The 22,791-nt window shown below is 57.4% G+C and carries 21 protein-coding genes and 2 tRNA genes; 17 read left to right on the forward strand and 6 right to left on the reverse strand.

The genetic code is table 11. The features are described from left to right. Positions 1-4 precede the first annotated feature (4 nt). Entirely contained in the window at positions 5-1,501 is a 1,497-nt protein-coding gene (locus tag ACR0DS_RS02650; RefSeq protein WP_480557696.1) for an aldehyde dehydrogenase, read from the forward strand. Then, complete coding sequence (locus ACR0DS_RS02655; protein WP_480557698.1) at positions 1,498-2,838, forward strand: NAD(P)/FAD-dependent oxidoreductase; 1,341 nt, start codon at positions 1,498-1,500, stop codon at positions 2,836-2,838. The genes ACR0DS_RS02650 and ACR0DS_RS02655 overlap by 4 nt, the downstream gene beginning before the upstream one ends. 9 nt (positions 2,839-2,847) lie before the next feature. Here the strand turns inward: ACR0DS_RS02655 and ACR0DS_RS02660 are convergent, their stop codons facing one another. Then, positions 2,848-4,395: a trimethylamine methyltransferase family protein gene (locus tag ACR0DS_RS02660; protein ID WP_480557700.1), complete on the reverse strand. Its 1,548-nt coding sequence runs from the start codon at positions 4,393-4,395 to the stop codon at positions 2,848-2,850. Positions 4,396-4,623: 228 nt separating this feature from the next. Here ACR0DS_RS02660 and ACR0DS_RS02665 point away from each other — a divergent pair, with 228 nt between their 5' ends. The 3 genes from ACR0DS_RS02665 (at position 4,624) to ACR0DS_RS02675 (ending at position 7,224) form a co-directional block, all read left to right on the forward strand. After that, a complete protein-coding gene (locus tag ACR0DS_RS02665) occupies positions 4,624-6,090 on the forward strand; it encodes a flavin-containing monooxygenase (RefSeq protein WP_480557702.1) in 1,467 nt (488 codons plus the stop codon). After that, a complete protein-coding gene (locus ACR0DS_RS02670; protein WP_480487708.1) occupies positions 6,091-7,092 on the forward strand; it encodes an alpha/beta fold hydrolase in 1,002 nt (333 codons plus the stop codon). 55 nt (positions 7,093-7,147) lie between these two features. Then, positions 7,148-7,224: transfer RNA gene (locus ACR0DS_RS02675), tRNA-Met, on the forward strand. Between the two features lie 57 nt (positions 7,225-7,281). Here the strand turns inward: ACR0DS_RS02675 and ACR0DS_RS02680 are convergent. Further along, positions 7,282-7,839: a ZrgA family zinc uptake protein gene (locus ACR0DS_RS02680; protein WP_480487689.1), complete on the reverse strand. Its 558-nt coding sequence runs from the start codon at positions 7,837-7,839 to the stop codon at positions 7,282-7,284. A gap of 248 nt (positions 7,840-8,087) precedes the next feature. On the opposite strand from ACR0DS_RS02680, the gene ACR0DS_RS02685 reads away from it, so the two are divergent. Next, positions 8,088-9,359: an imelysin family protein gene (locus ACR0DS_RS02685; RefSeq protein ID WP_480557704.1), complete on the forward strand. Its 1,272-nt coding sequence runs from the start codon at positions 8,088-8,090 to the stop codon at positions 9,357-9,359. Here the strand turns inward: ACR0DS_RS02685 and ACR0DS_RS02690 are convergent. Continuing rightward, positions 9,356-9,538 carry a hypothetical protein gene (locus ACR0DS_RS02690; RefSeq protein WP_480514530.1) on the reverse strand — a complete coding sequence of 61 codons (183 nt, stop codon included), beginning with the start codon at positions 9,536-9,538 and terminating at the stop codon, positions 9,356-9,358. The two genes, ACR0DS_RS02685 and ACR0DS_RS02690, sit on opposite strands and share 4 nt — an antisense overlap. Here ACR0DS_RS02690 and ACR0DS_RS02695 point away from each other — a divergent pair. From ACR0DS_RS02695 to speB, 9 genes are all read left to right on the forward strand, one after another. After that, complete coding sequence (locus tag ACR0DS_RS02695; protein ID WP_267365112.1) at positions 9,453-9,746, forward strand: (2Fe-2S)-binding protein; 294 nt, start codon at positions 9,453-9,455, stop codon at positions 9,744-9,746. The genes ACR0DS_RS02690 and ACR0DS_RS02695 overlap by 86 nt on opposite strands. Beyond that, the gene (gene bfr, locus ACR0DS_RS02700) at positions 9,694-10,179 is read left to right on the forward strand and encodes a bacterioferritin (RefSeq protein ID WP_267365109.1); all 486 of its coding nucleotides are present in this window, start codon (positions 9,694-9,696) and stop codon (positions 10,177-10,179) included. The genes ACR0DS_RS02695 and bfr overlap by 53 nt, the downstream gene beginning before the upstream one ends. Then, a complete protein-coding gene (locus ACR0DS_RS02705; RefSeq protein WP_480557706.1) occupies positions 10,139-11,686 on the forward strand; it encodes a di-heme oxidoreductase family protein in 1,548 nt (515 codons plus the stop codon). Before bfr ends, ACR0DS_RS02705 begins: the two co-directional genes overlap by 41 nt. Positions 11,687-11,689: 3 nt before the next feature. Further along, the gene (locus ACR0DS_RS02710) at positions 11,690-12,700 is read left to right on the forward strand and encodes an imelysin family protein (RefSeq protein ID WP_480557708.1); all 1,011 of its coding nucleotides are present in this window, start codon (positions 11,690-11,692) and stop codon (positions 12,698-12,700) included. 3 nt (positions 12,701-12,703) lie between these two features. Further along, entirely contained in the window at positions 12,704-13,789 is a 1,086-nt protein-coding gene (locus ACR0DS_RS02715; RefSeq protein WP_480557710.1) for a DUF1513 domain-containing protein, read from the forward strand. A gap of 100 nt (positions 13,790-13,889) precedes the next feature. After that, entirely contained in the window at positions 13,890-15,779 is a 1,890-nt protein-coding gene (gene speA, locus ACR0DS_RS02720) for a biosynthetic arginine decarboxylase (protein WP_480557712.1), read from the forward strand. Between the two features lie 22 nt (positions 15,780-15,801). Next, entirely contained in the window at positions 15,802-17,025 is a 1,224-nt protein-coding gene (locus ACR0DS_RS02725) for a saccharopine dehydrogenase family protein (protein ID WP_480557714.1), read from the forward strand. Between the two features lie 85 nt (positions 17,026-17,110). Further along, positions 17,111-18,280 (forward strand): carboxynorspermidine decarboxylase, encoded by a 1,170-nt coding sequence (gene nspC / locus ACR0DS_RS02730; RefSeq protein WP_480557716.1) that lies wholly within the window; start codon positions 17,111-17,113, stop codon positions 18,278-18,280. Further along, entirely contained in the window at positions 18,277-19,119 is an 843-nt protein-coding gene (gene speB / locus ACR0DS_RS02735; protein WP_480482116.1) for an agmatinase, read from the forward strand. Before nspC ends, speB begins: the two co-directional genes overlap by 4 nt. Here speB and ACR0DS_RS02740 read toward each other — a convergent pair. Beyond that, positions 19,116-19,706: an HD domain-containing protein gene (locus tag ACR0DS_RS02740; protein WP_267365093.1), complete on the reverse strand. Its 591-nt coding sequence runs from the start codon at positions 19,704-19,706 to the stop codon at positions 19,116-19,118. The genes speB and ACR0DS_RS02740 overlap by 4 nt on opposite strands. A gap of 101 nt (positions 19,707-19,807) precedes the next feature. On the opposite strand from ACR0DS_RS02740, the gene ACR0DS_RS02745 reads away from it, so the two are divergent. Continuing rightward, positions 19,808-20,641: a LysR family transcriptional regulator gene (locus ACR0DS_RS02745; RefSeq protein ID WP_480482118.1), complete on the forward strand. Its 834-nt coding sequence runs from the start codon at positions 19,808-19,810 to the stop codon at positions 20,639-20,641. A gap of 2 nt (positions 20,642-20,643) precedes the next feature. Here the strand turns inward: ACR0DS_RS02745 and lptF are convergent, their stop codons facing one another. Next, positions 20,644-21,783: an LPS export ABC transporter permease LptF gene (lptF, locus tag ACR0DS_RS02750; RefSeq protein WP_480482120.1), complete on the reverse strand. Its 1,140-nt coding sequence runs from the start codon at positions 21,781-21,783 to the stop codon at positions 20,644-20,646. Positions 21,784-22,220: 437 nt separating this feature from the next. On the opposite strand from lptF, the gene ACR0DS_RS02755 reads away from it, so the two are divergent. Continuing rightward, on the forward strand, positions 22,221-22,439 hold the full coding sequence (locus ACR0DS_RS02755; protein ID WP_480487675.1) for a hypothetical protein: 219 nt from the start codon (positions 22,221-22,223) through the stop codon (positions 22,437-22,439). A 164-nt stretch (positions 22,440-22,603) separates the two neighbouring features. On the opposite strand, the gene ACR0DS_RS02760 is transcribed toward ACR0DS_RS02755, so the two are convergent. Further along, positions 22,604-22,679: transfer RNA gene (locus ACR0DS_RS02760), tRNA-Trp, on the reverse strand. Positions 22,680-22,791 lie beyond the last annotated feature (112 nt).

Here is a 22,791-nt window from a genome sequence, read left to right on the forward strand (position 1 = left end):
AGACATGGATCTGCTGACACAGGACGAATACAAATCCATCGCCGCAGGTCTGAGCCTGCCGACAGGTGCCTTTATCGACGGCGCATTCCGTCCGTCGTTCTCGGGCCAGACCTTTGCGACAGAGAACCCTGCAACCGGTGAAAAACTGACCGATATCGCATCCTGCGATGGGGCGGATGTGGATTTTGCGGTCGCGAAAGCTCGTGAGGCGTTTGACGATGGCCGCTGGAGCAAGCTGCATCCGTCTGATCGCAAGGATATATTGATCAGGTTGTGCAAGCTGATAACCCGCAACGCCCGTGAACTGGCCGTGATGGAGAGCATCGACAGCGGCAAGACCATCTTTGACTGCGAAACTGTTGATGTGCCCGAGACGATCCACTGCCTGAAGTGGCACGCCGAGGCGATTGACAAAATTTACGATCAGGTTTCGCCGGCCAGCGACGATCACATCGCTATGGTGGTGCGCGAGCCAATCGGCGTCGTCGGTCTGGTGCTGCCGTGGAACTTTCCGCTGCTGATGCTGGCATGGAAGATAGGGCCAGCACTGGCGGCAGGCTGTTCTGTTGTTGTGAAACCGGCGATTGAAACCACTTTGACGGCCCTGCGCCTTGCTGAATTGGCGATGGAGGCAGGTTTGCCACGCGGAGTATTGAACATCGTTCCCGGTGGCGGGGCCGAGGTGGGCGAACCCATTGGGCGGCACATGGATATCGACATGGTATCCTTCACAGGCTCAACCGTGACCGGCAAACGCTTTCTGACCTATTCGGCGGAAAGCAACGCCAAAGAGGTGGTCTTGGAGATGGGCGGCAAGAACCCAGCCATCGTGATGGACGATGCCGAAAACCTGGACAGGGTGGCGGCGCATATCGTCAATGGCGCATTCTGGAACATGGGTGAAAACTGCTCGGCCTCGTCACGCCTGATCGTGCATAAGAAAGTGAAGGCCGAGCTGCTGGAGCGCATCGCGCATCACGCCAAACAATGGAACACCGGCGACCCGCTCGACCCCGAAACCCGCATGGGCGCACTGGTGAGCGAAGACCACTACACCAAGGTTTGTGGCTATCTGGATCAGGCCGAGAACGTGGTGATCGGTGGCAAGGCAGACAACGGGTTTGTCGAGGCCACCGTGGTCGAAGTGCCCGGCAACGACGCTGCATTGGCGCGCGAGGAAATCTTTGGCCCTGTCTTGTCGGTAATTGAAGTCTCGGGCTTCGATGAAGCGATCCAGATCGCGAACGACACCGACTATGGCTTATGTGCCTCGATCTTCACGGCCAATGTCAAACGCGCCATTCGAGGTGCGCGGATGATCCGCGCAGGCACCGTGACAGTGAACAGCTTCGGCGAAGGTGACATCACGACACCCTTCGGTGGTTACAAGCAATCGGGCTTTGGGGGTCGCGATAACTCGATCCACGCGCATGACCAGTACACCCAGTTGAAAACCATCTGGATCGATCTGGCCGATGACGCGGATGAGGCCGTCGATTGAGTCGACATGACGCAAAAAGGCTACCCCGGCAGACAGGCCCGTCGGGTTGGAATGCGATTCTGCCGCCCCAAACACCTCTGGCGGTGCTGGAACGGAACCTGACCGCAGATATCACAATAGTTGGCGGTGGGTTTGCCGGGCTCAGCGCGGCGCGGCGGCTGCATCAATTGGATCCTTCCCTGAAAATCGTTCTGCTGGAAGCCGGCCGCTTCGCGGACAGCTCGGCAGGCCGAAATTCCGGGTTTATGATCGACCTGCCCCATGACTTGGCCTCGGACAACTACGCAGGCAAGGGATCAGAGGCAGATCGCGCCACCATTGCGCTGAACCGCAAGGCCATTGCCTTTGCGACCGAAGTGGCCTCGGATTGCGGGCTGCCACAGGAAATGTTCGACCCTTGCGGCAAATACAATGCCGCCGCCACCAAAGCGGGCGACGCGCACAACCGCGCCTTTGCCGCGCACCTGACCAAACTGGGCGAGCCGCATAAGCTTTTAGATCAGCAGCAGATGCAAGAGGTCACGGGCAGCCCGCACTATACCTCGGGACTTTATGCGCCGGGGACAGTGATGATTCAGCCTGCGGCTTATGTGCGTGCGCTATCCGCCCGTCTGGCCGGGCAGATCGAAGTGTTCGAGCATTCACCCGTCACCGGTTTGGAACAACAAGGCGCAGGCTGGGTGGTCAGCACCAACAAGGCCAAGGTGAGCACCGGGCGGATAATTCTGGCCAATAACGGCCACCTGGAGAGCTTTGGGTTCTACCAGCGGCAATTGATGCACATTTGCCTTTACGCCTCGCTCACAGCCCCGCTGAACGAGGCGCAGATCAAGACACTAGGCGGGAAGTCGCGCTGGTCGGTGACGCCAGCGAACCCGATGGGGACGTCAGTACGGCGCATTTCCGGCAGCTATGGGGATCGCATCCTGATCCGCACCTGCTCCAGCTTTCATCCAACAATCGAGACCAGTCCAATGCGACTGCGCAATGCAGGCTGGGTGCATGACCGAAAGTTTAGGGAACGCTTCCCGCATCTGCCGGATGTGCAGATGGAACATCGCTGGGCCGGGATGCTTTGCCTCAGCCGCAATGGATCGGCTGCGTTCGGCGAGCTTGAGGACGGTGTCTACTCAGCCTGTTGTCAGAACGGTCTGGGCATTGCACGGGGAACACTGCAAGGCATGGGCATCGCTGAACTGTTGTTGGACCAGCAGTCTGACATCGCCGATCATTTTCTGGCGCAACCGGACTTGCCGCGTTTGCCGCCCGAGCCATTCGCCTCGCTTGCCGCCAACAGCTATCTAATCTGGAAAGAGTGGCGGTCCGGTAAGGAATGAACTTGACCGTCAGTAAGTCTGGTTCAACTCATCTGCTGCCGGAATTTCCCTCTCACGGCGGGCGATATAGTCCAGAAGGGCGTCGTTCTTGGCCTCGTCCAACTTTGGTTCCTGATACTCGGCTAAAAGCTTCCTCGCGTATTTCAGAGCGCGTTCGGTGATTTCAACTTCACCTTCCGCCACCCATTGTTCGATCGAGTTGTTGTCAAACAGTTCGGGCATGAAAAAAGCCGTCTGAAAATTCTCCTGGGTGTGCGGATGCCCCAAATAGTGCCCGCCGGGACCCACATCCGGAATTGCGGCCAAGCCTTCGTCAAAATCATGCCATTTAGGCCCCTCCGCCATCCGATAGGCCATCGCGCATTGTTCCGCGTCCACAACAAACTTGGCGACCGAACAATGCATCCCCGCCTCGTTCCAGCCTGCCGAATGCCAGATGTAGTGGGCCCCTGCATGCAGAACAGCGCCCAGAGTTGTGGCGGATTCGTACCCGGCCTGCGCGTCAAACGTCTTGGCCCCGCCCAGCGTGTTCGAGGTGCGCCATGGCACATCGTAAAAGCGCGCCATCTGACCAATCATGAAATTCATCAGACTGATTTCAGGCGTCCCTGCCATCGGCGCACCGGATTTCATCGAAACGGTTGACAGATAATGCCCCCAAATCGCCGGACAGCCCTTGCGGATCACCTGCGTATAAGCCAGTGCCGAAAGCGCCTCGGCGGTTAGCTGTGCCACGGTTGCGGGTACCGATGCGGGCGTATTGGCACCGCCCAGAACGAAGGGCGAGCACAAAACCGGCTGATTCCGGCGGCAGAAGGCGCGCATTGCACCCAGCATGGTTTCATCCCAGACCAGCGGGCTGTTGCCATTGCAGTTGCCCGTTGTAACCGGGTGGTCATCAATGAACCCTTGGCCGAAAAGGATATCGCACATGTCCATCACGTCTTCGGCATTCCGGGGCGAGGTGGTCATGCCCATGAACGTTTTGTCCGAGTATTTCATCGACGAATAAGTGATGCGCAGGTGCCGCTGGCTGATCGGGTGGTCGTAAGGTTCGACGATATGATGGGCCGAGCTGTGCAATGCGGGCATCATGTGCGACAGTTTGTGAAACATCGCCAGATCGTCCAGCGTCGGGTTCCGGCGCACGTCGTCAAGATCACGAAGAAACGGCGCGCCGGTCATCGGCACGAAGATCGAGTGCTTGCCGCCTAGAGCGAGGTTCTTTTGCGGATCGCGCGCGTGATAGGTGAATTGCGCCGGAATGGTCGCGATCAGCTCGCGCACCATGTTGCGGTCCAGAAAGACCAGCTCTCCTTCGACCTTTGCCCCCGCTTTCTTCCAGTCTTCCACTGCGGTCGGGTCGCGGAACTGGACACCGACGTTCTCAAGAATATCCATGGCGGCCTTGTCGATAGCCTCAACCTGGCTTCCGTCCATAACTTCGCAATGCGGGATGCCGCGGGTCAGACCCGGCAGCATGTCGAAGTTCGGCGCTGTGCGAAGAGCGCGGCGCGCGGAACGCCCACCAGCGCGTGTAAGAGTACGGGTCGACAAGGGGCAATCCTCCTGTTTTGAATCAGACTGACGGAATTACGCGCCGTTCACCTCTCTGATTGCGATATGTGTTTGCAGGAAGCGACACCGCCCTGATGACGGTTTTTCGCCATGTCTGTTCACGTAAGGTCGTTCAGTCATTTTACCTTGTGTGACCTACTTCACTGCCAATCACGTGCAGACATCTGCAACAGATATCCATAAAGTTGTTTCAGGAGGGGCGCTTCAATGCACTACACGACAGAGATGCTGATCATCGGTGCCGGGTTCTCGGGTCTGACGATGGCGCTTGAGGCGCGCAAGCGTGGCATCAAAGATATCGCCATTCTGGAAAAGGCCGAAGATATCGGTGGCACGTGGCGCGAGAACACCTATCCCGGCGTCGCCTGCGATGTGCCTTCGCATCTGTATTCCATGGCAACCCACCCTAATCCGCACTGGAGCCGCGCTTATGCCGGTGGCGCAGAGATACAGAAATATCTGCAAAATGTCGCGCATCAGGAAGCGTTGTATGATCTTTGCCACTTTGGGCAGGCGCTGAAATCGGCAAAATGGGATGGCACGCTTTGGCAGGTCGAAACCATGGATGGCCAGTTCTGGTCGGCCCGGTTTCTGGTCTCGGCCATCGGCGCACTGCATCATCCCAGCATTCCGGACATTCCTGGCGCGGGCAGTTTTCCCGGCCCCTGTTTTCATTCGGCCGAATGGGATCACACCGTCGATCTGACCGGAAAGCATGTGGCTGTTGTCGGCACCGGGGCGTCAGCCGTTCAGTTCGTGCCCGAGATTGCCAAGGTTGCGGGCCACGTCACCGTTTTTCAGCGCAGCGCGCCTTACGTCATGCCGCGCCCTGACGGCCCGATCGCACCTTGGGTGCGCAAACTATATGCCTACCTTCCCCTGCTTCCGCGCATCCGGCGCAAACTGATTTTCATGTTCTTCGAGTTTCGTCACCGCGTGTTCAGGGGCGAGGAACGCGCGATGAACTTTGCTCTGAAGATGTGGCGAAAATCGTTGGAAGGCGCGATTGCCGACCCCGAAGAACGGCGCATTCTGACCCCGGACTATCGAATTGGGTGCAAACGCATTCTCAGTTCAAATGACTGGTACCCGGCGCTGGCCCGCGACAATGTCAGCGTCATTCCGCACGGCGTAGCCAGTATCGATGGCAACAGCATCCTCGCGTCAGATGGCACCAGGGCAGAGGCAGACTCGCTGATCTGGGGCACCGGGTTTCAGGTTACCAATGTCGTAGAGAGGTTGGATATTACTGGCACAGATGGGCTAACGCTGCGGTCGGCCTGGACAAACGGGATGTCTGCTCATCTGGGCACGGCGATAGCCGGTTTTCCCAACTTCTTCATCCTTCTGGGGCCTCATACCGGGCTTGGGCATAATTCGGTCGTGTTGATGATCGAAGCCCAGGTCGGGCATATCGGCCGGGTTCTGAGCGAGATGCAACGCAAGGAACTGTCGGTGATCACCCCCGATGCGGCGAAACAGGCGGCCTTTACACAGGAAATGCAGGACCGCCACGCGGACAGTGTCTGGCAGACCGGAGGCTGCACATCCTGGTACATTGATGCGGACGGGAAAAACACGACGCTTTGGCCCGGAACAGTTGCCGAATTTCAGAAACGCATGTCACATTCGGGATTGGAGCAATACAACCCCGTAAGGACCGGAGACAGCTAGATGACATTTTTTCTTAGCCTGATTGCGGCCTTTGCCGTCTTTCTTCTGGCCATGGCTCTGTGGACCCGGCGGATAACCCGTCAGGGGCTAAAAACCGTGCCGCAGATGGGCCAGATCGTGCCCGTACGGGGCGGCAGCATCCACTATGTGGAAAAGGGCAATCCGGACGCGCAGACGGTCGTTCTGATTCACGGTCTGGCTGGGCAGTTACAGCATTTTACCTATGCGTTGGCGGATCAACTGGCCCAGGATTTCCACGTCATCGCGCTGGATCGCCCCGGTTGCGGATATTCAACCCGGGATACGGCAGAGCTCGCACAATTGCCGCAGCAGGCCGCGATGATTGCTGAGTTTCTTGAAACCAAGGGTATGGATCAGGTTGTGCTGGTGGGGCATTCTTTGGGAGGTGCGGTGTCGCTGGCGCTGGCTTTAGACCACCCCGAGCGGGTATCCGGCCTCGCTCTGTTGGCACCAGTAACGCACAGGGTGCCTGAAACACCGGTGATCTTCAAACCGCTCGAGATCCGGACCAAATGGCTGCGCAGCCTGATTGCCAACACGATTGCAGTGCCCATGGCCTCAATAACGGCGCCGCACAGTCTGGGCGTGGCATTTGATCCTGAAACCCCACCAAATGACTTTCTGGACCGTGCGGGTGGTGCACTCGGGCTGCGCCCGTCGGCCTTTGTCACGGCCTCGCAGGACGTTATCGGGTTGGATGCCAGTTGCGATGCGCTGGTGGCCAGATACCCCGAGCTGTCGGTCCCCGGCGGGATATTGTATGGAAGTCAGGATGCGCTTCTGTCCCCTGCCCTTCACGGGCCGCCGATGACCGAATATGGTCTGAGCTATGAAGAGCTTGACGGTCTGGGTCATATGATCCTGATCACAGAACCGGAGATATGCGCCGCGTTTATCCGCAGAACGGTGGACACCACGATATTCCGTCAGACGCCCTTGCAGGACCCGGTGAAAGAGCCCGTGAAAGAATTCCCCGGTTAGGGCGATTTCCCTCTTGACCCTCCCCGGCCCCTCGCTTACATCGCCTCTCACTCACGGCGGAGTAGCTCAGTTGGTTAGAGCAGCGGAATCATAATCCGCGTGTCGGGGGTTCAAGTCCCTCCTCCGCTACCAATTCCCCAGAGCATCAAACCGAAACACCACTTGTGGTTTTTCTTTTGATTTCAGCGCTCATCGATCCGGCTGAAGATCGAGATATGGTGCCGCGCGTGTGATTTCGACAGCGTCCTGTACCCCGTTCGTATTCAAGTGGATGTTCAGCTGGCCAGTCCCACTGAACCGCGCGAAATAGGCGAACTCGATCATGTTCAGCGCATTCATATCCTGACACTGAATGACATAGTCCGCCTGAAACTCCGAGTGACTCTCCGCCGTTGTGGAGCCTGAAACTGCGTTCGCCTCGCCACTCTGCCGTGTGATACCATATGTCAGAACCACATGGGCGGTCACCGTAGAGCACCCAGCTTCCGGCGGGGTTACGAACAGGTCCAGCGGGTCGGAAAGCTCTGACATTGCTATGGCCACACGCGTGCGGCTGTCATCGTTTTCAACCGGGGTTTCAAACCCGACGATGTCCATGCTTGGCACCCTCAGCGCCAAGGCGAACCCGGTGTCAGAAAACACGATGTCGATCTGGGCCGAACCATGGTGATGAGGCGTGGAAACCTGCGTTGCTTGCGCCGCAAGTGCCGCAGGAAACAGGAACAAGGCCAGAACCACGCGCTTCATGAACAACAAACCACCTACAAAGAATCACTTGGCTGATTTTAGCCCGAAACATGTATCGCACAATGTGATCCGCCGGACCGAACCCCCGCCAGATATGGGGATAGTGGCAACTGAGTCAGCGGTTTCATTATCCGACAAAAAAACTCAGATTGACAATGTTGACTTTTTAACTCAGTTATTTCAATGAAAGCCGCCGCGGGAACAAACCCGCCTGATCTGACAGTTCTGAAAAGAGAGTATCGACCTCCATGACCAAGTTGTTTGCAACAGCCAGCGCTTTGACATTTGCGACAGCCACTTTTGCTTTTGCCGGTGATGTGCCGACAAAAGCGGATATTCTGGAAACCTATGCCGATATTGCCGAAGCCAAGTATGACGACAGCCTGACTGCGGCAAAGGTTTTGCGGGACGCAGTCGGTGCGCTGATTGCCGAACCCTCGGACGCGACCCTGACTGCGGCACGGGCAGCATGGGTTGCAGCGCGTGTGCCTTATCAACAGACCGAAGTTTATCGTTTTGGCAACGCAATCGTTGATGACTGGGAAGGCAAAGTAAACGGTTGGCCACTGGATGAAGGTCTGATTGATTATGTCGACGCGGCCTATGGTGGCGCGACGGATGAGAACGAATTTGCGGTTCTGAATGTCATCGCCAACCCCAGCTTCGAACTGTCGGGCGAAACCATTGACGCCAGCGAGATTACTCCGGAACTGCTGAGCGAAACCCTGCATGAAGCTGATGGTATCGAAGCCAATGTCGCGACCGGCTACCACGCTATCGAGTTCCTGCTGTGGGGTCAGGACATGAATGGACACGGGGCAGGTGCAGGCAACCGTCCGGCAACCGATTATGCAAACGGCGATGCCTGCACCGGTGGCAATTGCGACCGTCGTGCCCAGTATCTGAGCGCCGCAACCGACCTGCTGGTCAGCGACCTGAGCTGGATGGCGGACCAGTGGAAACAAGGCGGCGCGGCGCGCGCGGCGCTGATGGAAAACGAAACTGGGGGTGTCAGTGCGATCCTGACCGGTATGGGTTCACTGTCCTACGGTGAACAAGCGGGTGAGCGGATGCGTCTGGGCCTGATGCTGAACGACCCGGAAGAAGAACATGATTGCTTTTCGGACAACACCCACAACAGCCATTACTACGATGGACTGGGCGTTCTGAACGTCTATCTGGGCAGCTATACCCGCATCGATGGCACACCTGTATCAGGCGCATCGCTGGCCGATCTGGTAATCGCAACTGATCCGGCACTGGACGCCGAGATGAAGGCGAAACTGGCCGTCACGATGCAAGCCCTTGGCAGGATCAAATCGACCGCGGAAGCAGGGTTTGCCTATGACCAAATGCTGGAACGCGGCAACGAAGGCGGTGAAACCCTAATCATGGCCGGCGTCAACGGCCTGATCGACCAGACCAAGACAATCGAGCGCATCGTGACCGCACTGGAACTGGACCAGATTGAATTTGAAGGATCAGACAGTCTGGATAACCCCGACGCGGTATTCCACTAAACAAGAACACGTGCCGGGGGCTTGCCTGCCCCCGGTACACTCAGCACGCTGACCCGCCAGCCCTTTGAACCACACAAACCCAAGCCAACATTCATGATTGTCTGCCACTGCACCAACATCTCGGACCACGACATCCGCGCCGCCATCGACTGGATGCGGACAGCCGATCCCCAAACCATCATCACCCCCGGCAAGGTTTACCGTGCTCTTGGAAAATCGGCGGATTGCGGCGGATGCATGCCTCTGTTTCTGGACACGATGCGGCCAAGCGATAATCTCGAAGTACCCATGCAACTCCGCGCCCTGCGCGCGGCAGTATCACAGGAGAGTGCAGATGAAGGGCGATCCAAAAGTCATCGAATATCTCAACAAATCTCTGCGGCATGAACTGACTGCAGTCAGCCAATACTGGCTGCACTACCGGTTGCAGGAAGACTGGGGGCTTGGCCACATGGCCAAGAAAAGCCGCGAGGAAAGCATCGAAGAGATGGGCCACGCGGACAAGCTGATCGAACGGATCATCTTTCTGGAAGGCCACCCCAACCTTCAGAAGCTGGACCCGCTTCGGATCGGTCAAACACCAAAGGAAACGCTGGAATGTGACCTTGCGGCCGAGATCGATGCACGGGCCTTGTACAAGGAAGCGCGCGAATATTGTCGGGATGCCGGCGACTATGTCTCGATGTCGCTGTTCGAGCAGTTGATGTCCGATGAAGAGGGCCATATCGACTTTCTCGAAACGCAGCTCGACCTCTATGAAAGGATCGGCGAAGCCAATTATGCGCAACTCAACGCATCGAAAATGGACGAAGGCGAATAGCCTTGTCGCCCTGTCGGTGGTCGCCTTTGCGGCCACCCCTTCCCTGTCAGCCGAGCTACAGGACCTGCATCTGAACTTCACCCCCCGCACTGACGATGAACGCGCCCGAATTGCCGTTGTCACAGCACCGCCCCAGGATTTCAGCGCACCGCAGCAGTTTGAAGAACTGCCCGCCGGGGCTGCGACTGTTCGGGTCCGTACTGACGCGGATGCGTTCTCGCAACCGTCAGACAACCTGAGCTTTGAACAGGAGCTGAATTTCAAAGTCGGAAACGGGCTGTTCAAGAAGGTCTGGGTTTCGTCGCCCTCATCGACGCTCGCCTCTGACGGGTTGGGGCCGCTCTATAACGCGCGGTCGTGCCAGCGCTGCCACATCAAGGATGGGCGCGGACACACGCCAAACGGGCCCGATGACAACGCGGTTTCGATGTTTCTGCGGGTCTCGATCCCCGGCACGTCGGAAGATGGCTATGCAGCGATAGAAGATTACATCGCCACTCTGCCCGAGCCTACCTATGGTGGGCAGATGCAGGATTTCGCACTGGCAGGTCATCCAGCGGAATACCGGCTGGACATCTCGTACGAAGAAATCCCGGTGGAGCTTTCTGACGGTGAAACCGCCTCATTGCGCCGCCCGACTTATCAGGCAGCCGATCTGGGTTATGGCCCGCTGCACCCCAACGCGATGCTAAGCCCACGCGTCGCGCCGCAGATGATCGGGCTTGGCCTGTTGGAAGCGATCCCGGTCGAAGACCTGCTTGCCAAGGCCGACCCTAACGATTTGGATGGGGACGGCATATCAGGTCGCCCGAATATCGTCTGGTCGGTCGAGTTTGACACGCCGATGATGGGCCGGTTCGGTCACAAGGCGGGGATGCCGACAGTTATGGAACAATCGGCAGCTGCTTTTGCCGGGGATATCGGCATATCGAACCCACTCTACCCTGCTCCGCACGGGGATTGCACCAATGTGCAGGTGAACTGCATCAAAGCCCCGCACGGCGACAATGATGAGCGCGGCTTTGAGATCGATCATCAGGGTATGGACCTGGTCGCTTTCTACAGCCGCAATCTGGGCGTGCCGGGTCGCCGCGACATGGACAACCCCAGGGTCCTTCGCGGGAAAGAGGTGTTCCATGCAACCGGCTGCGCGTCATGCCACACACCGTCACATGTCACTCATCGGATGGAAGACCGGCCCGAGCACAGTTTTCAGCTGATATGGCCCTACACCGACCTGTTGCTTCATGACTTGGGCGAAGGTCTGGCCGACAATCGCCCCGAGGCCCGCGCAACGGGCCGGGAATGGCGCACGCCGCCTTTGTGGGGCGTTGGCCTGACCGAACGCGTCTCTGGCCACACAGAATTTCTGCATGACGGGCGGGCGCGCACATTGCTAGAGGCGATCCTGTGGCATGGCGGTGAAGCGCAAGCTGCCCGCGACGCTGTTGTCTCGATACCCAAAGTCGACCGTGATGCCCTGATCCAATTTCTGGAGAGCCTCTGACCCATGCGAGTTCTTACCCTTGTTGCAGCGTTGATCATGCCACTTGCCGCGCAGGCACAGGATCGCGCGCCGATCCTGATGGATGTGACTGAAACCCATATCCTGCCCCGGTTCGACACGCTCCCGGAAACGACGGGCGCGCTGGTCAGCGCATCCCTGGTTGAGTGCGATCCGACCTCACCGGCGCTGCGCGCGGCCTACGATGCGGCTTTTGACAGCTGGATATCCGCCAGCCACCTGCGGTTTGGTCCGACCGAGATCGATGACCGCGCTTTCGCCATGGCTTTTTGGCCCGACACGAAAGGGTTCACATCCAAAGCGCTATCCCAGCATATCGAAGCTCAGGATGATGCCGTGCAAAGCCCGGAGACCTATGCCGAAACGTCCATAGCAGGGCGCGGGTTCTTTGCTCTCGAACGGATGCTGTTCGATCCCAATTACGCGGAACAGGGCAATGCCGAATATCGCTGCGCGCTGATCAGGGCGATCACGGCGGATATCGATGCCAATGCCCGCGCGATGGCGCAGGACTGGCACAGCTATGCCCCAAGCCTTACCCTACCCGGAGAGAACAGCCGCTACCGGACGCAGGACGAAGCGATGCAGGAGTTGTTCAAGGCCCTGTCTACCGGTCTTGAGTTCACGGCGGACACTCGGCTGGGTCGCCCCATGGGGACATTCGACCGCCCCCGTCCGAACCGGGCCGAAGCGTGGCGGTCCGGGCGGTCTTTGCGCCATGTGGAACTTTCGCTGATATCCTTGCGGGATTTAGCCGCACGGCTGTCTTTTGATCACCCCGAAATCGCGTCGGAACTGGACGCTGCGTTTGCACGTGCCATCCAGAACGCTCAATCCATTGACGATCCCTCGCTGGCCGGGGTTTCAGATCCCCAAGCCCGGTTCCGGATCGAGGCGCTTCAACAGTCGATCCACGATATCCGCACCATCGCCGTGACCGAGCTGGGTCCGACATTGGGGATCAGCGCAGGATTCAACTCGCTGGACGGAGACTAACCCGTGACGTCACGCCGCCATTTTCTTGCCGGTCTTGCCGCAGCCGCGATTTCCCCGGTCCGCGGGTGGGCCTCGGCCGGTTCGCCTGATTTTCTGGCCGCAGGGCTGTTTCCCGACGGTTCCTTTCGACTTGCCGGGTTGAGCACATTGGGGAAAATCGTGTTCTCCGTGCCTCTACCCGGACGCGGACATGCGGCCGCAGCCCATCCGCACAAGGCCTTTGCGGTCGCGTTTGCCAGACGTCCGGGCACCTTTGCCATCGTCATCGATTGCGCAACCGGCGCGCAGATTGCGCAGCTAAATGCCCCTGAAAGCCGACACTTCTACGGCCACGGCACATTCTCGGCAGATGGCGCGTATTTTTATGCCACCGAGAACGACTACGAAGCCGGGACAGGTATTATCAGTGTCTGGGACGCTGAAAGCTTTTCGCGTCTGGGTGAGTTTTCATCTGGCGGAATAGGCCCGCATGACATGCGCCTGATGCCCGACGGGGAAACGCTGGTGATTGCCAATGGCGGGATCGAAACCCACCCCGAAACCGGGCGCACAAAGCTGAACCTGCCGACGATGGCACCCAACCTGAGCTATCTCACCCTGTCGGGTAGGATCCAAGAGCAGGTGTCGTTACCTCACCAGCTTCACAAGAACTCGATCCGCCATCTGGCGGTGCGGAGCGACGGTCCGGTTGGCTTTGCCATGCAATGGCAGGGCAGCAAGTCCGAACACCCGCCCCTGTTGGGCTTGCATTGTCAGGGTGAAGCCCCACGCCTGCTGGCGGCACCGGATCACGAACAAAGCATGTTGCAGGGATACACTGGCAGCGTCGCGTTTTCAGCCGACGCCGAGACGATCGCAATCACCTGTCCGCGCGGCAATGCGCTGCACCAGTTTGACACAACCAGTGGCACATTCATCGGCGCCTTCGCGCTTGAGGATGTCTGTGGGCTTGGGGCCGGTGCGAACGGGTTGGTCTTTACCACGGGAACAGGCGCCTTCGGGACATTGACGGGCGCGCGCCCAGCTGTTCGAACCCGCGCCGAATGCCAATGGGACAATCATCTGATCCCAATCCACCCGTCCGCGTAAAATTCGGAATCCCCAATCAGATAGTTTACACTTGGAAGAATCAAACTGCTGCCGTATTGGCGGGCGCGAAACTGGCACCCTACGTTAAGGACCGACTTGATTGAAACAGACGCCCGACGCACCGCATTCCATCTACGGAGTTGAGAAATGGGGCAAAGGCCTCATCGAGGTGACCGAACAGGGCGAGATCGGTCTGCGCAATCCCATGGCCCCCGAGACAGCGGCGATCAGCCTGCCCGGTATCCTCAGCGATCTGGACGACCGCGGCATCAAGGCACCGATGGTCCTACGAGTCGCGTCTTATCTGGAACACGAAATCGCCCATCTGAACGAAAGTTTCCAAGATGCGATTACGCGCGTGGGCTATAATGGCAGCTATCGCGGCGTATTCCCGATCAAGGTAAACCAACAGGCCCAGGTTGTTGACCGGATCGTCGAGTTTGGGAAGAAATATAACTATGGGCTCGAGGCAGGCTCTAAACCCGAACTGGTGATTGCGCTGGCCCATCGTCTGGCCCCTGACGCGCTGATCGTGTGCAACGGCGTCAAAGATGCCGAGTTCATCCAACTGGCGATTCTAAGCCGCAAGATTGGGTTCAACACGGTCATCGTTCTGGAAAGCCCGAAAGAGGCCGACACGGTAATAGAAGTTTACAACGAACTGGGCATCGAGCCCCTGATCGGTGTTCGGGTGAAGCTGACCAACCAGATCAGCGGCAAATGGGAAGAAAGTTCGGGCGACCGCTCGGCCTTTGGGATGAACACTGATCAGCTTATCGCCACGGTAGACAAGCTGAAAGACGCAGGCTTGCTGCATTGCCTCAAGCTGCAGCATTCACATCTGGGCAGCCAGGTTCAGGATGTCAACGATGTGCGCCGCGCTGTGGGCGAAGCCTGTCGCTATTACACCGAGCTCACTCGCGAAGGCGTTCCATTGACTCACCTGGATCTGGGTGGCGGCATGGGGGTCGATTACACCGGCGAAAAGAAAGCTGCCGAAAACTCGATCAACTACACGGTCGAAGAATACTGCGCCAATGTCGTCGAAACCGTGGCCTACGCCATGGACGAGGCAGAGGTGGGCCATCCGACACTGGTCACGGAAAGTGGGCGCGCGGTGGTGGCGACGTCCTCGATGCTGGTCTTCAACGTGCTCGAAAGCACGCTTTACGATGCGCCCAATGGCCCCGAGGTTGATCCGGATGACCACCACTTGGTCTCGGACCTCGCCGCGGTGCACGGATACCTCTCCCGCGACCGTCTGCAGGAATGCTGGAACGACGCCACCTTCTATCGTAACGAGCTGCGCGCCCTGTTTCGTCGCGGCTATGTCGACCTGCGTCAGATGGCGCGGGCCGAACGGATATACCTGTCGCTGATGGCCCGGCTCAAGGCATTGGCCGCGTCAGAGGATCTGGAAACGGACCTGAATGACCAGCTTGAAAAGGTTGCTGATATCTATCACTGCAACTTCTCGCTGTTCCAGTCGTTGCCAGATGTCTGGGCCATCGACCAGCTGCACCCGATCGTGCCGCTGCAATTTCTGAACCAGATCCCCGACCGTCGCGCCGTGCTGTCCGATATCACCTGCGACAGTGACGGCAAGATCGACCGGTTCATTCTGGCCGACGGTGTTTCCCCCAGCCTGCCGGTGCATTCCCTGCCCGAAGAGGACGAATACTTCATGGGTGTCTTCTTCGTCGGCGCCTATCAGGAGACCTTGGGCGATCTGCACAATCTCTTTGGTGACACCAACGTCGTCACCATAGACCTGCGTCGGGACGGTGGCTTTGACCTGCTGCACGAACAAGAGGGCGACACGATCAGCCAGGTTCTGTCATATGTCGAATTCGACCCGCAGGATTGCGTCGCCGCCTTCCGCAAAATGGTGGATGAGGCGATTTCGACCGGCACCCTGAAAGCCAAGGACCGCAAAACCCTGATGAGCGCTTACCGCGACTCGATCAATGGTTACACCTATTACGAATAACCCCTGAGAGGAGATCACCCCCATGGGAACTTTGAGTGGCAAAACACTGGTTGTCGGCGCAGGTGGCGTTTCCCACGCTGCCGTGCACAAGATGGCAATGAATTCAGATATCTTCACCGAAATCACGCTGGCCAGCCGCACGAAATCGAAATGCGACACTATCGCCAGGTCGGTGAAAGACCGTGTGGGCGTTGATATTGCGACCGCCGAGTTGGACGCCTACAAGGTCGAAGACACTGTAAAGCTGATCAAGGAAACTGGTGCTGAAATCCTCGTAAACCTCGCCCTGCCCTATCAGGATCTGGTGCTGATGGACGCATGCCTTGAGGCGGGCATTCATTACGTTGACACCGCGAACTATGAGCCCGAGGACGAGGCCAAGTTCGAATACCACTGGCAATGGGCCTATCAGGAACGGTTTAAGGCGGCCGGTTTGACAGCCATCCTTGGTTCGGGCTTCGATCCCGGGGTCACATCGGTCTTTGCCAAATGGTTGAAAAAGCACAAGCTGGACACCATCCGCCAGATCGACGTGCTTGATGCCAATGGCGGTTCGAACGATCAGGAATTTGCCACCAACTTCAACCCCGAAATCAACCTGCGCGAAGTACTGGCCGAAGTGCGCCACTGGGAAAACGGCGAATGGAAACATTCTCCCGCCATGACCCACAAGGTCGAGTTCGATTTCCCCGCCATCGGCCCCAAGAACATGTACCTGATGTATCACGAGGAACTGGAATCGCTCTCGACCCACTTCCCCGAGATCGAGCGTGCCCGTTTCTGGATGACATTCGGCGACGCCTATATCATGCATGCCAAGGTCTTGGAAAACGTAGGCATGACCCGCATCGACCCTGTGATGCATAACGGTAAGGAAATCATTCCGATCCAATTCCTGAAAACCCTTTTGCCTGATCCCGGTGATCTGGGCGCGGAAACCAAGGGCAAGGCCTGCATCGGCGATATCGCCACAGGTCAGGCCAAGGATGGCTCAGGCGAGAAGACTTATTACATCTACAATATCTGCGATCATCAGGAATGCTATGCGGAAGTCGGCAGCCAGGCCGTCAGCTACACCACCGGTGTCCCCGCCATGATCGGCGCGGCGCAGGTGCTGAAAGGCAACTGGACCGAGCCCGGCGTATGGAACATGGAACAGCTCGACCCGGACGACTTCATGGCCATGCTGAACGAACATGGCCTGCCATGGCAGGTCCATGAACTCGACGGCCCGGTCACCTTCTGATCCGCTTCAGCTTCATCTGGCCCTAAATATCCCGGGGGTCCGGGGGCAGCGCCCCCGGCCTCTCCACCAAACGGAGACGCCGGTTATGTCCGACATGATGACCACACAGGCCGGAGACGCCGGTGCCTTCCGCAATTTCAACCTCTCCCGTGTACCCAGCCCTTGCTTTGTGGTCGACGAAAAAGCGGTTGAACGGAACCTGAAAATCCTCGCTGATGTCGGAACCCGTTCCGGCGCGCATGTTCTCAGCGCGCTCAAGGCGTTTTCAATGTTCTCACTGGCCCCGTTGGTGCGCCGACACCTTGTGGGCACCTGCGCCTCGGGTATCTATGAGGCCCGGCTGGGCCGCGAGGAATATGGCGGAGAGGTCGCCACCTTCTGCGCCGGGTACAAAGACGCGGATTTCGACGAAATCCTGTCGTTGTCCGATCACGTCATATTCAACTCCCCTGCCCAAAAGGATCGGTTTCTCGCCAAAGCCCAAGCCGCCAAAGTGCACGTTGGCCTGCGCATTAATCCGGAACATTCCGAAGGCGAGGTTCCGAAATACGATCCCTGCGCCCCGTGCTCGCGCCTTGGCACACCAGTCAGCCAACTGACCGCCGACACGTTGCGCGGCGTTGACGGCTTGCATATGCACACTCTCTGCGAACAGGGGTTCGAACCGCTGCAACGCACGTGGACCGCCATCGAACCGAAGATCAAACCCTACCTTGATCAGCTCAAGTGGCTGAACTTCGGCGGTGGCCACCACGTCACCCGCGATGATTATGACCGCGACGGGCTGGTGGCCTTCCTCAAGGACATTCGCGAAACCTATGGCATTGATGTTTACCTTGAACCCGGTGAGGCTGTGGCGCTGGACGCAGGTATTCTGATCGGTGAAATCCTCGACCTGCCGACCAACGGCATGAACCTCGCGATCACTGATATCTCGGCCACATGTCACATGCCCGACGTGATCGAGGCCCCCTATCGCCCTGCCCTTATGGATGAAGCCAAAACAGGCCATACCTATCGCCTTGGCGGCCCGTCCTGTCTGGCGGGTGACGTGATTGGCGACTACACTTGGGACAAGCCGCTGGAGATCGGACAGCGTTTTGCCTTCCTCGATCAGGCACATTACTCGATGGTCAAGACAAACACTTTCAATGGCGTCCCCCTGCCCACAATCGCCCTGTGGAACAGCGAAACGGACGAGCTGAAGATCATCCGGCAGTTCGGATATGACGACTTCAAGGACAGACTCTCATGAGCATTTTTCTCGACAGCGAATTGACCGCATCCGAACGCACCGAAGATGCCCGCTTTCGCGTGATCCCGGTGCCTTTGGAGCGCACGGTCTCTTACGGGGCCGGCACGGCCAAAGGCCCCGAGGCAATTATCGAGGCCAGTAATGAACTGGAACGCATCACCGGTCACGCGGAGCCCTGTGTCGAAGGGATTTTCACCGAAGAACCGCTAAATTGTGACGGCCCGTTGCCCGAGGTAATGGAACGCCTTGCGCACCGCACCGAAGCTGCAATTCGGGCTGGAAAGGTACCGGTCACTTTGGGCGGCGAGCATTCCCTCAGCTATGGCGCAGTGATAGGTGTGGCCCGTGCGCTAAACCAACCCATCGGCATCGTCCAGATCGACGCCCATGCCGACCTGCGCAACGCATATCAGGGCGAAAAACACTCTCACGCCTCAGTGATGCACCTGCTTGCCGAAGAGGGCGTTCGGCTCGCCCAGTTCGGTGTCCGCGCTTTTTCAACTGAAGAGGCCCAAAGCCGACTGAGAAACCACGTCTTTCACGTGGATGCCGAGGAACTGGTGACAGGTAACATCCATTCGGTCGACCTGCCTGCAGACTTCCCCGAGCTGGTCTATGTCAGTTTCGACGTCGACGGGCTGGATCCATCGCTGATGCCCGCCACTGGAACACCGGTGCCTGGCGGGTTGGGCTATTACCAGGCACTGCGGCTAGTCGAGCACGCGCTCAAGGGGCGCAGATGCGTGGGCTTCGATGTGGTTGAGCTGGCCCCGGACGGCAATGCCGCCTGGGACTTCACCACAGCTCAGATTGTCTATCGCCTGATGGCTGCCTGTTAATCTTCGGCAGTTTCGTTCAGTTCCATATGGCCTTCGCCCTTGCTCAGGATGCGGCGCAGCATGGGTTCAAAAAACTCCAGCGGTTTCGTCGGATAGTCTGGGTCAAACGCCTTCTGATCGTATTCATGGCAGAAATAGCGGCAGTCCTCCCAATGGGGGCTGTCGCGATACTTGTCGCGCGCGTTTCGGTCTCCTCCAAGGTGGTGGTTGTAGTAGTAACCCTGAAACACGCAATGGTGCTTGAGTATCCAATAGGTTTTCTCGCTGACATAGGGCTTCATCATCGCCGCTGACAGCTCTCCATGGTTGTAGGGTGACAGAATATCACCGGTATCGTGGATTAGGGCAGCGACCACCAACTCCTCTTCCGCGCCATCCTCATAAGCCCGGGTCGCGGCCTGAAGGCTGTGCTGATACCGGTTGATGGGATAGGGTGTCCATTCCTCGTCCAGTGACCGAATGGCGTCCAGAATGCGATCCGGCAAGGCGGCATTATACGCCTCTTCATAATCCATAACGGCGTCCCAGTCGGCCTTGGTGGCATTCTCAAAACTAGTCCAGGTCGGTTTGTGGCTTTTGTCCAGCATGGCTGATCCTTTGGCGTGTTTCCCGAAGCCGACAATATTACGAGTCGCAACTTCAAAAAAATGAATTGATTTTATCACAACGATCAAAAAATACTCTCGGTATGCGAACCAAAGCTTTGGAAACCTTTCTATGTGTGGCGGAGACAGGTGGTTTTCATGCCGCTGCCCGTAAGCTGAATGTAACTCAAACGGCCGTCAGCGCGCGCATTCATCTGATCGAAGAAGAAACCGGCAGACCACTATTCACCCGCGGAGCCGGTGGCACTTCGCTGACCGAGTTTGGCCAACAATTCAAACCGTATGCAGAACAAATACTATCCCTTTGGGCCTTCGCGTCGCGGGATTTACCGTTGCAGACACAGAACCGTCCAGCGCTTCGGTTGGGTAGTCAGCTCAGCATCTGGGACCCTTTGCTTGTGGATCTGGCTGTTCGGTTTGAACAGCGCTTTGACAAACTGCTGCTGACACTGAATTACGACCACGATCTGAACATGGTTGAAGCTGTTGCGACCCATGTGCTGGACGTGGCGATCACGCATGAAACGCCATCAGACCGACGCGTCACCTATCACGAGCTGGAACCGGAGCTTCTAACCCTGGTCAGAACCCCGCAAGCAGCAACAGCAGAAAACGATTTGGTCTTCGTCAACCTTGAACTTGGAGAGATTTACCAAGATCACATCAGATCGGCTGTGCGACGCGCCTCGGGGCAGACCTTGTTTCTGGGTAATTGCATGATGGCACTACGTTATGTCCTGCAAAGAGGCGGATGCGGCTACTTCCCCGATTACGTTACTTCGCAACATCTGGCTTCGGGTGCACTCGAACCGGTCGAGGACAGTGTGAGCCTGCGGCTGCCAATGTATCTGGTCGCCCGTGGTGATCGCGAAGAATTCGACGACATTCGTTGTTGTCTGGAAGAACTTCGAACCTGAAATCAAGCGGGTGTTGGGATGACCTCGGACCCGCGCGCACGTTTCCGCAAAAGCGGACGACCTGCGACAAGCAGAAAACAGCACGAAATCAGCACACCCATTATGGCGGGAAGGTAAAGCAGCGCCCAAAGCCTCGGGTCATCAATCACAACCGGGGACACAAACCCGCGAACGCCTTCAAGCAGTACAAGTATGGTAAATGCACCCAAAATCTGAGGCCACAATCCAAACCGTGAAAAGCTGCCCAGCATCAGGGTCGAATACCCCGCCAGCGACACCGCAATGCAAATAACTATCCAGGAAAAACGCTGGTGCAATTCTTCGATCAACTTACCCTGGCTGAACCCTTCGGTTTTTGAGATCGCATCACGGTCGAAGATCAGATCAGATGTCGGAATGGCTTCGAGGCTGCGATGCGCCATTGGGCTTGTGTTCGTCAGCTCAGAGATGTCGTATGATGCGTCCTGAAACAGGGTCGAGGACAGAACCCTGCCCACCTTGTTCAGGCGCAGCGCTACCCCGTCGACCATCACCAGATGAATTCCTGCGTCGTTGTTGACCAGATAGGCGGTCACGCTGGAATAGCTGACCGCGTTTTCCGGGTCGCGGCGATCCGATACGAACACCTCGTGCAACGTACCGTCCAGATCGATGCCCCCGATGTAAACCGTAACGTCTTCGGCGGGGTGCAGAAATTCACCTTCATTCAACAACTGCGCTGTCACATCTCCTGCAACTTCGGCTTGCCGGAATTCCAGTTGTTGGACCGAGGCCGGGCGCAGGAACACGCTGATGGCGGCCATCATCAGACCGGTGATCACACCGAACAAAACCACGGCACGCGCCAGTCGCCACGGGCTTGACCCGGTTGCCAACATCACTGTCATCTCGCTTTCGCGACTCAATCTATTGGTCGCATAGACAGCAGCCGCAAATACCGCCATCGGCATAACCGTACGAACAAGCGTTGGCAGGGTAAGCGCGGTGAATTCAAGAAACACCATAGCGGACTGGCCACCGCTGATGACTTTGTCAAACAGGCTGACGGAACGGGTGATCCAGAACACACCCACCAGGACAAGGGTGAAGAAGCCGAATAAAACCAGCAATTGCCGCAGAAAATATCCATCAAAACGCGACATATATCCTCATCCGGCTGATTGCGTCGTGGCCGGACAATAAGTCAATCGCCCACCCAAGGAAACCTCGATTACCGCCTCAGAACCGGCATCGGCGGCAACCTAGTTATTCAGACATAGGAAGGGCGCGCTCAACCACAAGCGCGACCCGGCCACAGGAGGGAAAAACAAAACAGCGTCATGTACCGAACGTGAGCGCCAACTCGTAACAGTTGTAAGTAAAGCGGGATTCTAGTGATTGGTCTGTGATTTAGTTCACCTTTGAACCGGTCACATGAACACTCTTATGGACAAGAACCCCAGCAAAAAGTTAACGACACGTTAACGCCTTGTTTCCAGCCCATTCACTGTTCTACCCACATAATGATACCTGTCGGTTTTGGTGAATGTCCGTGACAGGACGATTGCAAATAACAGTATCAGTTGGCACAAGGGGTCCGATGGCAATGCATAAACCTTCGACATCAGAAGCCGCTGCACTGAATGCGCAATTACTGAAAAAGACCGACTCGGATTACGATGTCGCTATGTGGGCCGCGTGTGCATTGATGGCGCTCCACTCAGACAAACCAGCGGTGTTTCAAGAATATCAGAATATGTGGGCTGAAAAACTGGATGCGGTACGCCCGCACGAAAAAACAGGTGCCAACAAAAGATAATAACAGGTCACGATGGCCTCGCGTCATTGTAGCAGTGTTGTCGAAGCCAATGCTGCGACTAGTATTGATCCAAGCGCGAAATAGCTGAAGACAGGTATAGCGAACTCAAAGGCTGAAACCCGTTCATCCTTGGAAATCACAACTTAGTATTCGGACAATTTCAATGGCAGGGGCAGCAGGGTTCGAACCCGCGACCTACGGTTTTGGAGACCGTCGCTCTACCAACTGAGCTATACCCCTGTAGTGAGCCCCAGATATGCCAGCCGCGCGGCGGACTCAAGAGGCTTTTTCAGATTCCGAGCCACGAAATGCCCGGACAAACAAGTTGCGCAAACCGCGTGGTGCGCTAAGA

The organism is Ruegeria sp. AF5 (assembly GCF_056541905.1).

What these genes read in the sequence shown, in the direction of transcription:
- ACR0DS_RS02710 (WP_480557708.1), top strand. Translation starts at nt 11,690, where the DNA reads ATGCGAGTTCTTACCCTTGTTGCAGCGTTGATCATGCCACTTGCCGCG.
- ACR0DS_RS02705 (WP_480557706.1), top strand. Translation starts at nt 10,139, where the DNA reads ATGCGCAACTCAACGCATCGAAAATGGACGAAGGCGAATAGCCTTGTC.
- ACR0DS_RS02745 (WP_480482118.1), top strand. Translation starts at nt 19,808, where the DNA reads ATGCGAACCAAAGCTTTGGAAACCTTTCTATGTGTGGCGGAGACAGGT.
- ACR0DS_RS02650 (WP_480557696.1), top strand. Translation starts at nt 5, where the DNA reads ATGGATCTGCTGACACAGGACGAATACAAATCCATCGCCGCAGGTCTG.
- ACR0DS_RS02725 (WP_480557714.1), top strand. Translation starts at nt 15,802, where the DNA reads ATGGGAACTTTGAGTGGCAAAACACTGGTTGTCGGCGCAGGTGGCGTT.
- ACR0DS_RS02755 (WP_480487675.1), top strand. Translation starts at nt 22,221, where the DNA reads ATGGCAATGCATAAACCTTCGACATCAGAAGCCGCTGCACTGAATGCG.
- ACR0DS_RS02685 (WP_480557704.1), top strand. Translation starts at nt 8,088, where the DNA reads ATGACCAAGTTGTTTGCAACAGCCAGCGCTTTGACATTTGCGACAGCC.
- lptF (WP_480482120.1), bottom strand. Translation starts at nt 21,783, where the DNA reads ATGTCGCGTTTTGATGGATATTTTCTGCGGCAATTGCTGGTTTTATTC.
- ACR0DS_RS02670 (WP_480487708.1), top strand. Translation starts at nt 6,091, where the DNA reads ATGACATTTTTTCTTAGCCTGATTGCGGCCTTTGCCGTCTTTCTTCTG.
- speB (WP_480482116.1), top strand. Translation starts at nt 18,277, where the DNA reads ATGAGCATTTTTCTCGACAGCGAATTGACCGCATCCGAACGCACCGAA.
- ACR0DS_RS02690 (WP_480514530.1), bottom strand. Translation starts at nt 9,538, where the DNA reads ATGGTTTGGGGATCGGCTGTCCGCATCCAGTCGATGGCGGCGCGGATG.
- ACR0DS_RS02740 (WP_267365093.1), bottom strand. Translation starts at nt 19,706, where the DNA reads ATGCTGGACAAAAGCCACAAACCGACCTGGACTAGTTTTGAGAATGCC.
- nspC (WP_480557716.1), top strand. Translation starts at nt 17,111, where the DNA reads ATGTCCGACATGATGACCACACAGGCCGGAGACGCCGGTGCCTTCCGC.
- ACR0DS_RS02695 (WP_267365112.1), top strand. Translation starts at nt 9,453, where the DNA reads ATGATTGTCTGCCACTGCACCAACATCTCGGACCACGACATCCGCGCC.
- bfr (WP_267365109.1), top strand. Translation starts at nt 9,694, where the DNA reads ATGAAGGGCGATCCAAAAGTCATCGAATATCTCAACAAATCTCTGCGG.
- ACR0DS_RS02680 (WP_480487689.1), bottom strand. Translation starts at nt 7,839, where the DNA reads ATGAAGCGCGTGGTTCTGGCCTTGTTCCTGTTTCCTGCGGCACTTGCG.
- ACR0DS_RS02665 (WP_480557702.1), top strand. Translation starts at nt 4,624, where the DNA reads ATGCACTACACGACAGAGATGCTGATCATCGGTGCCGGGTTCTCGGGT.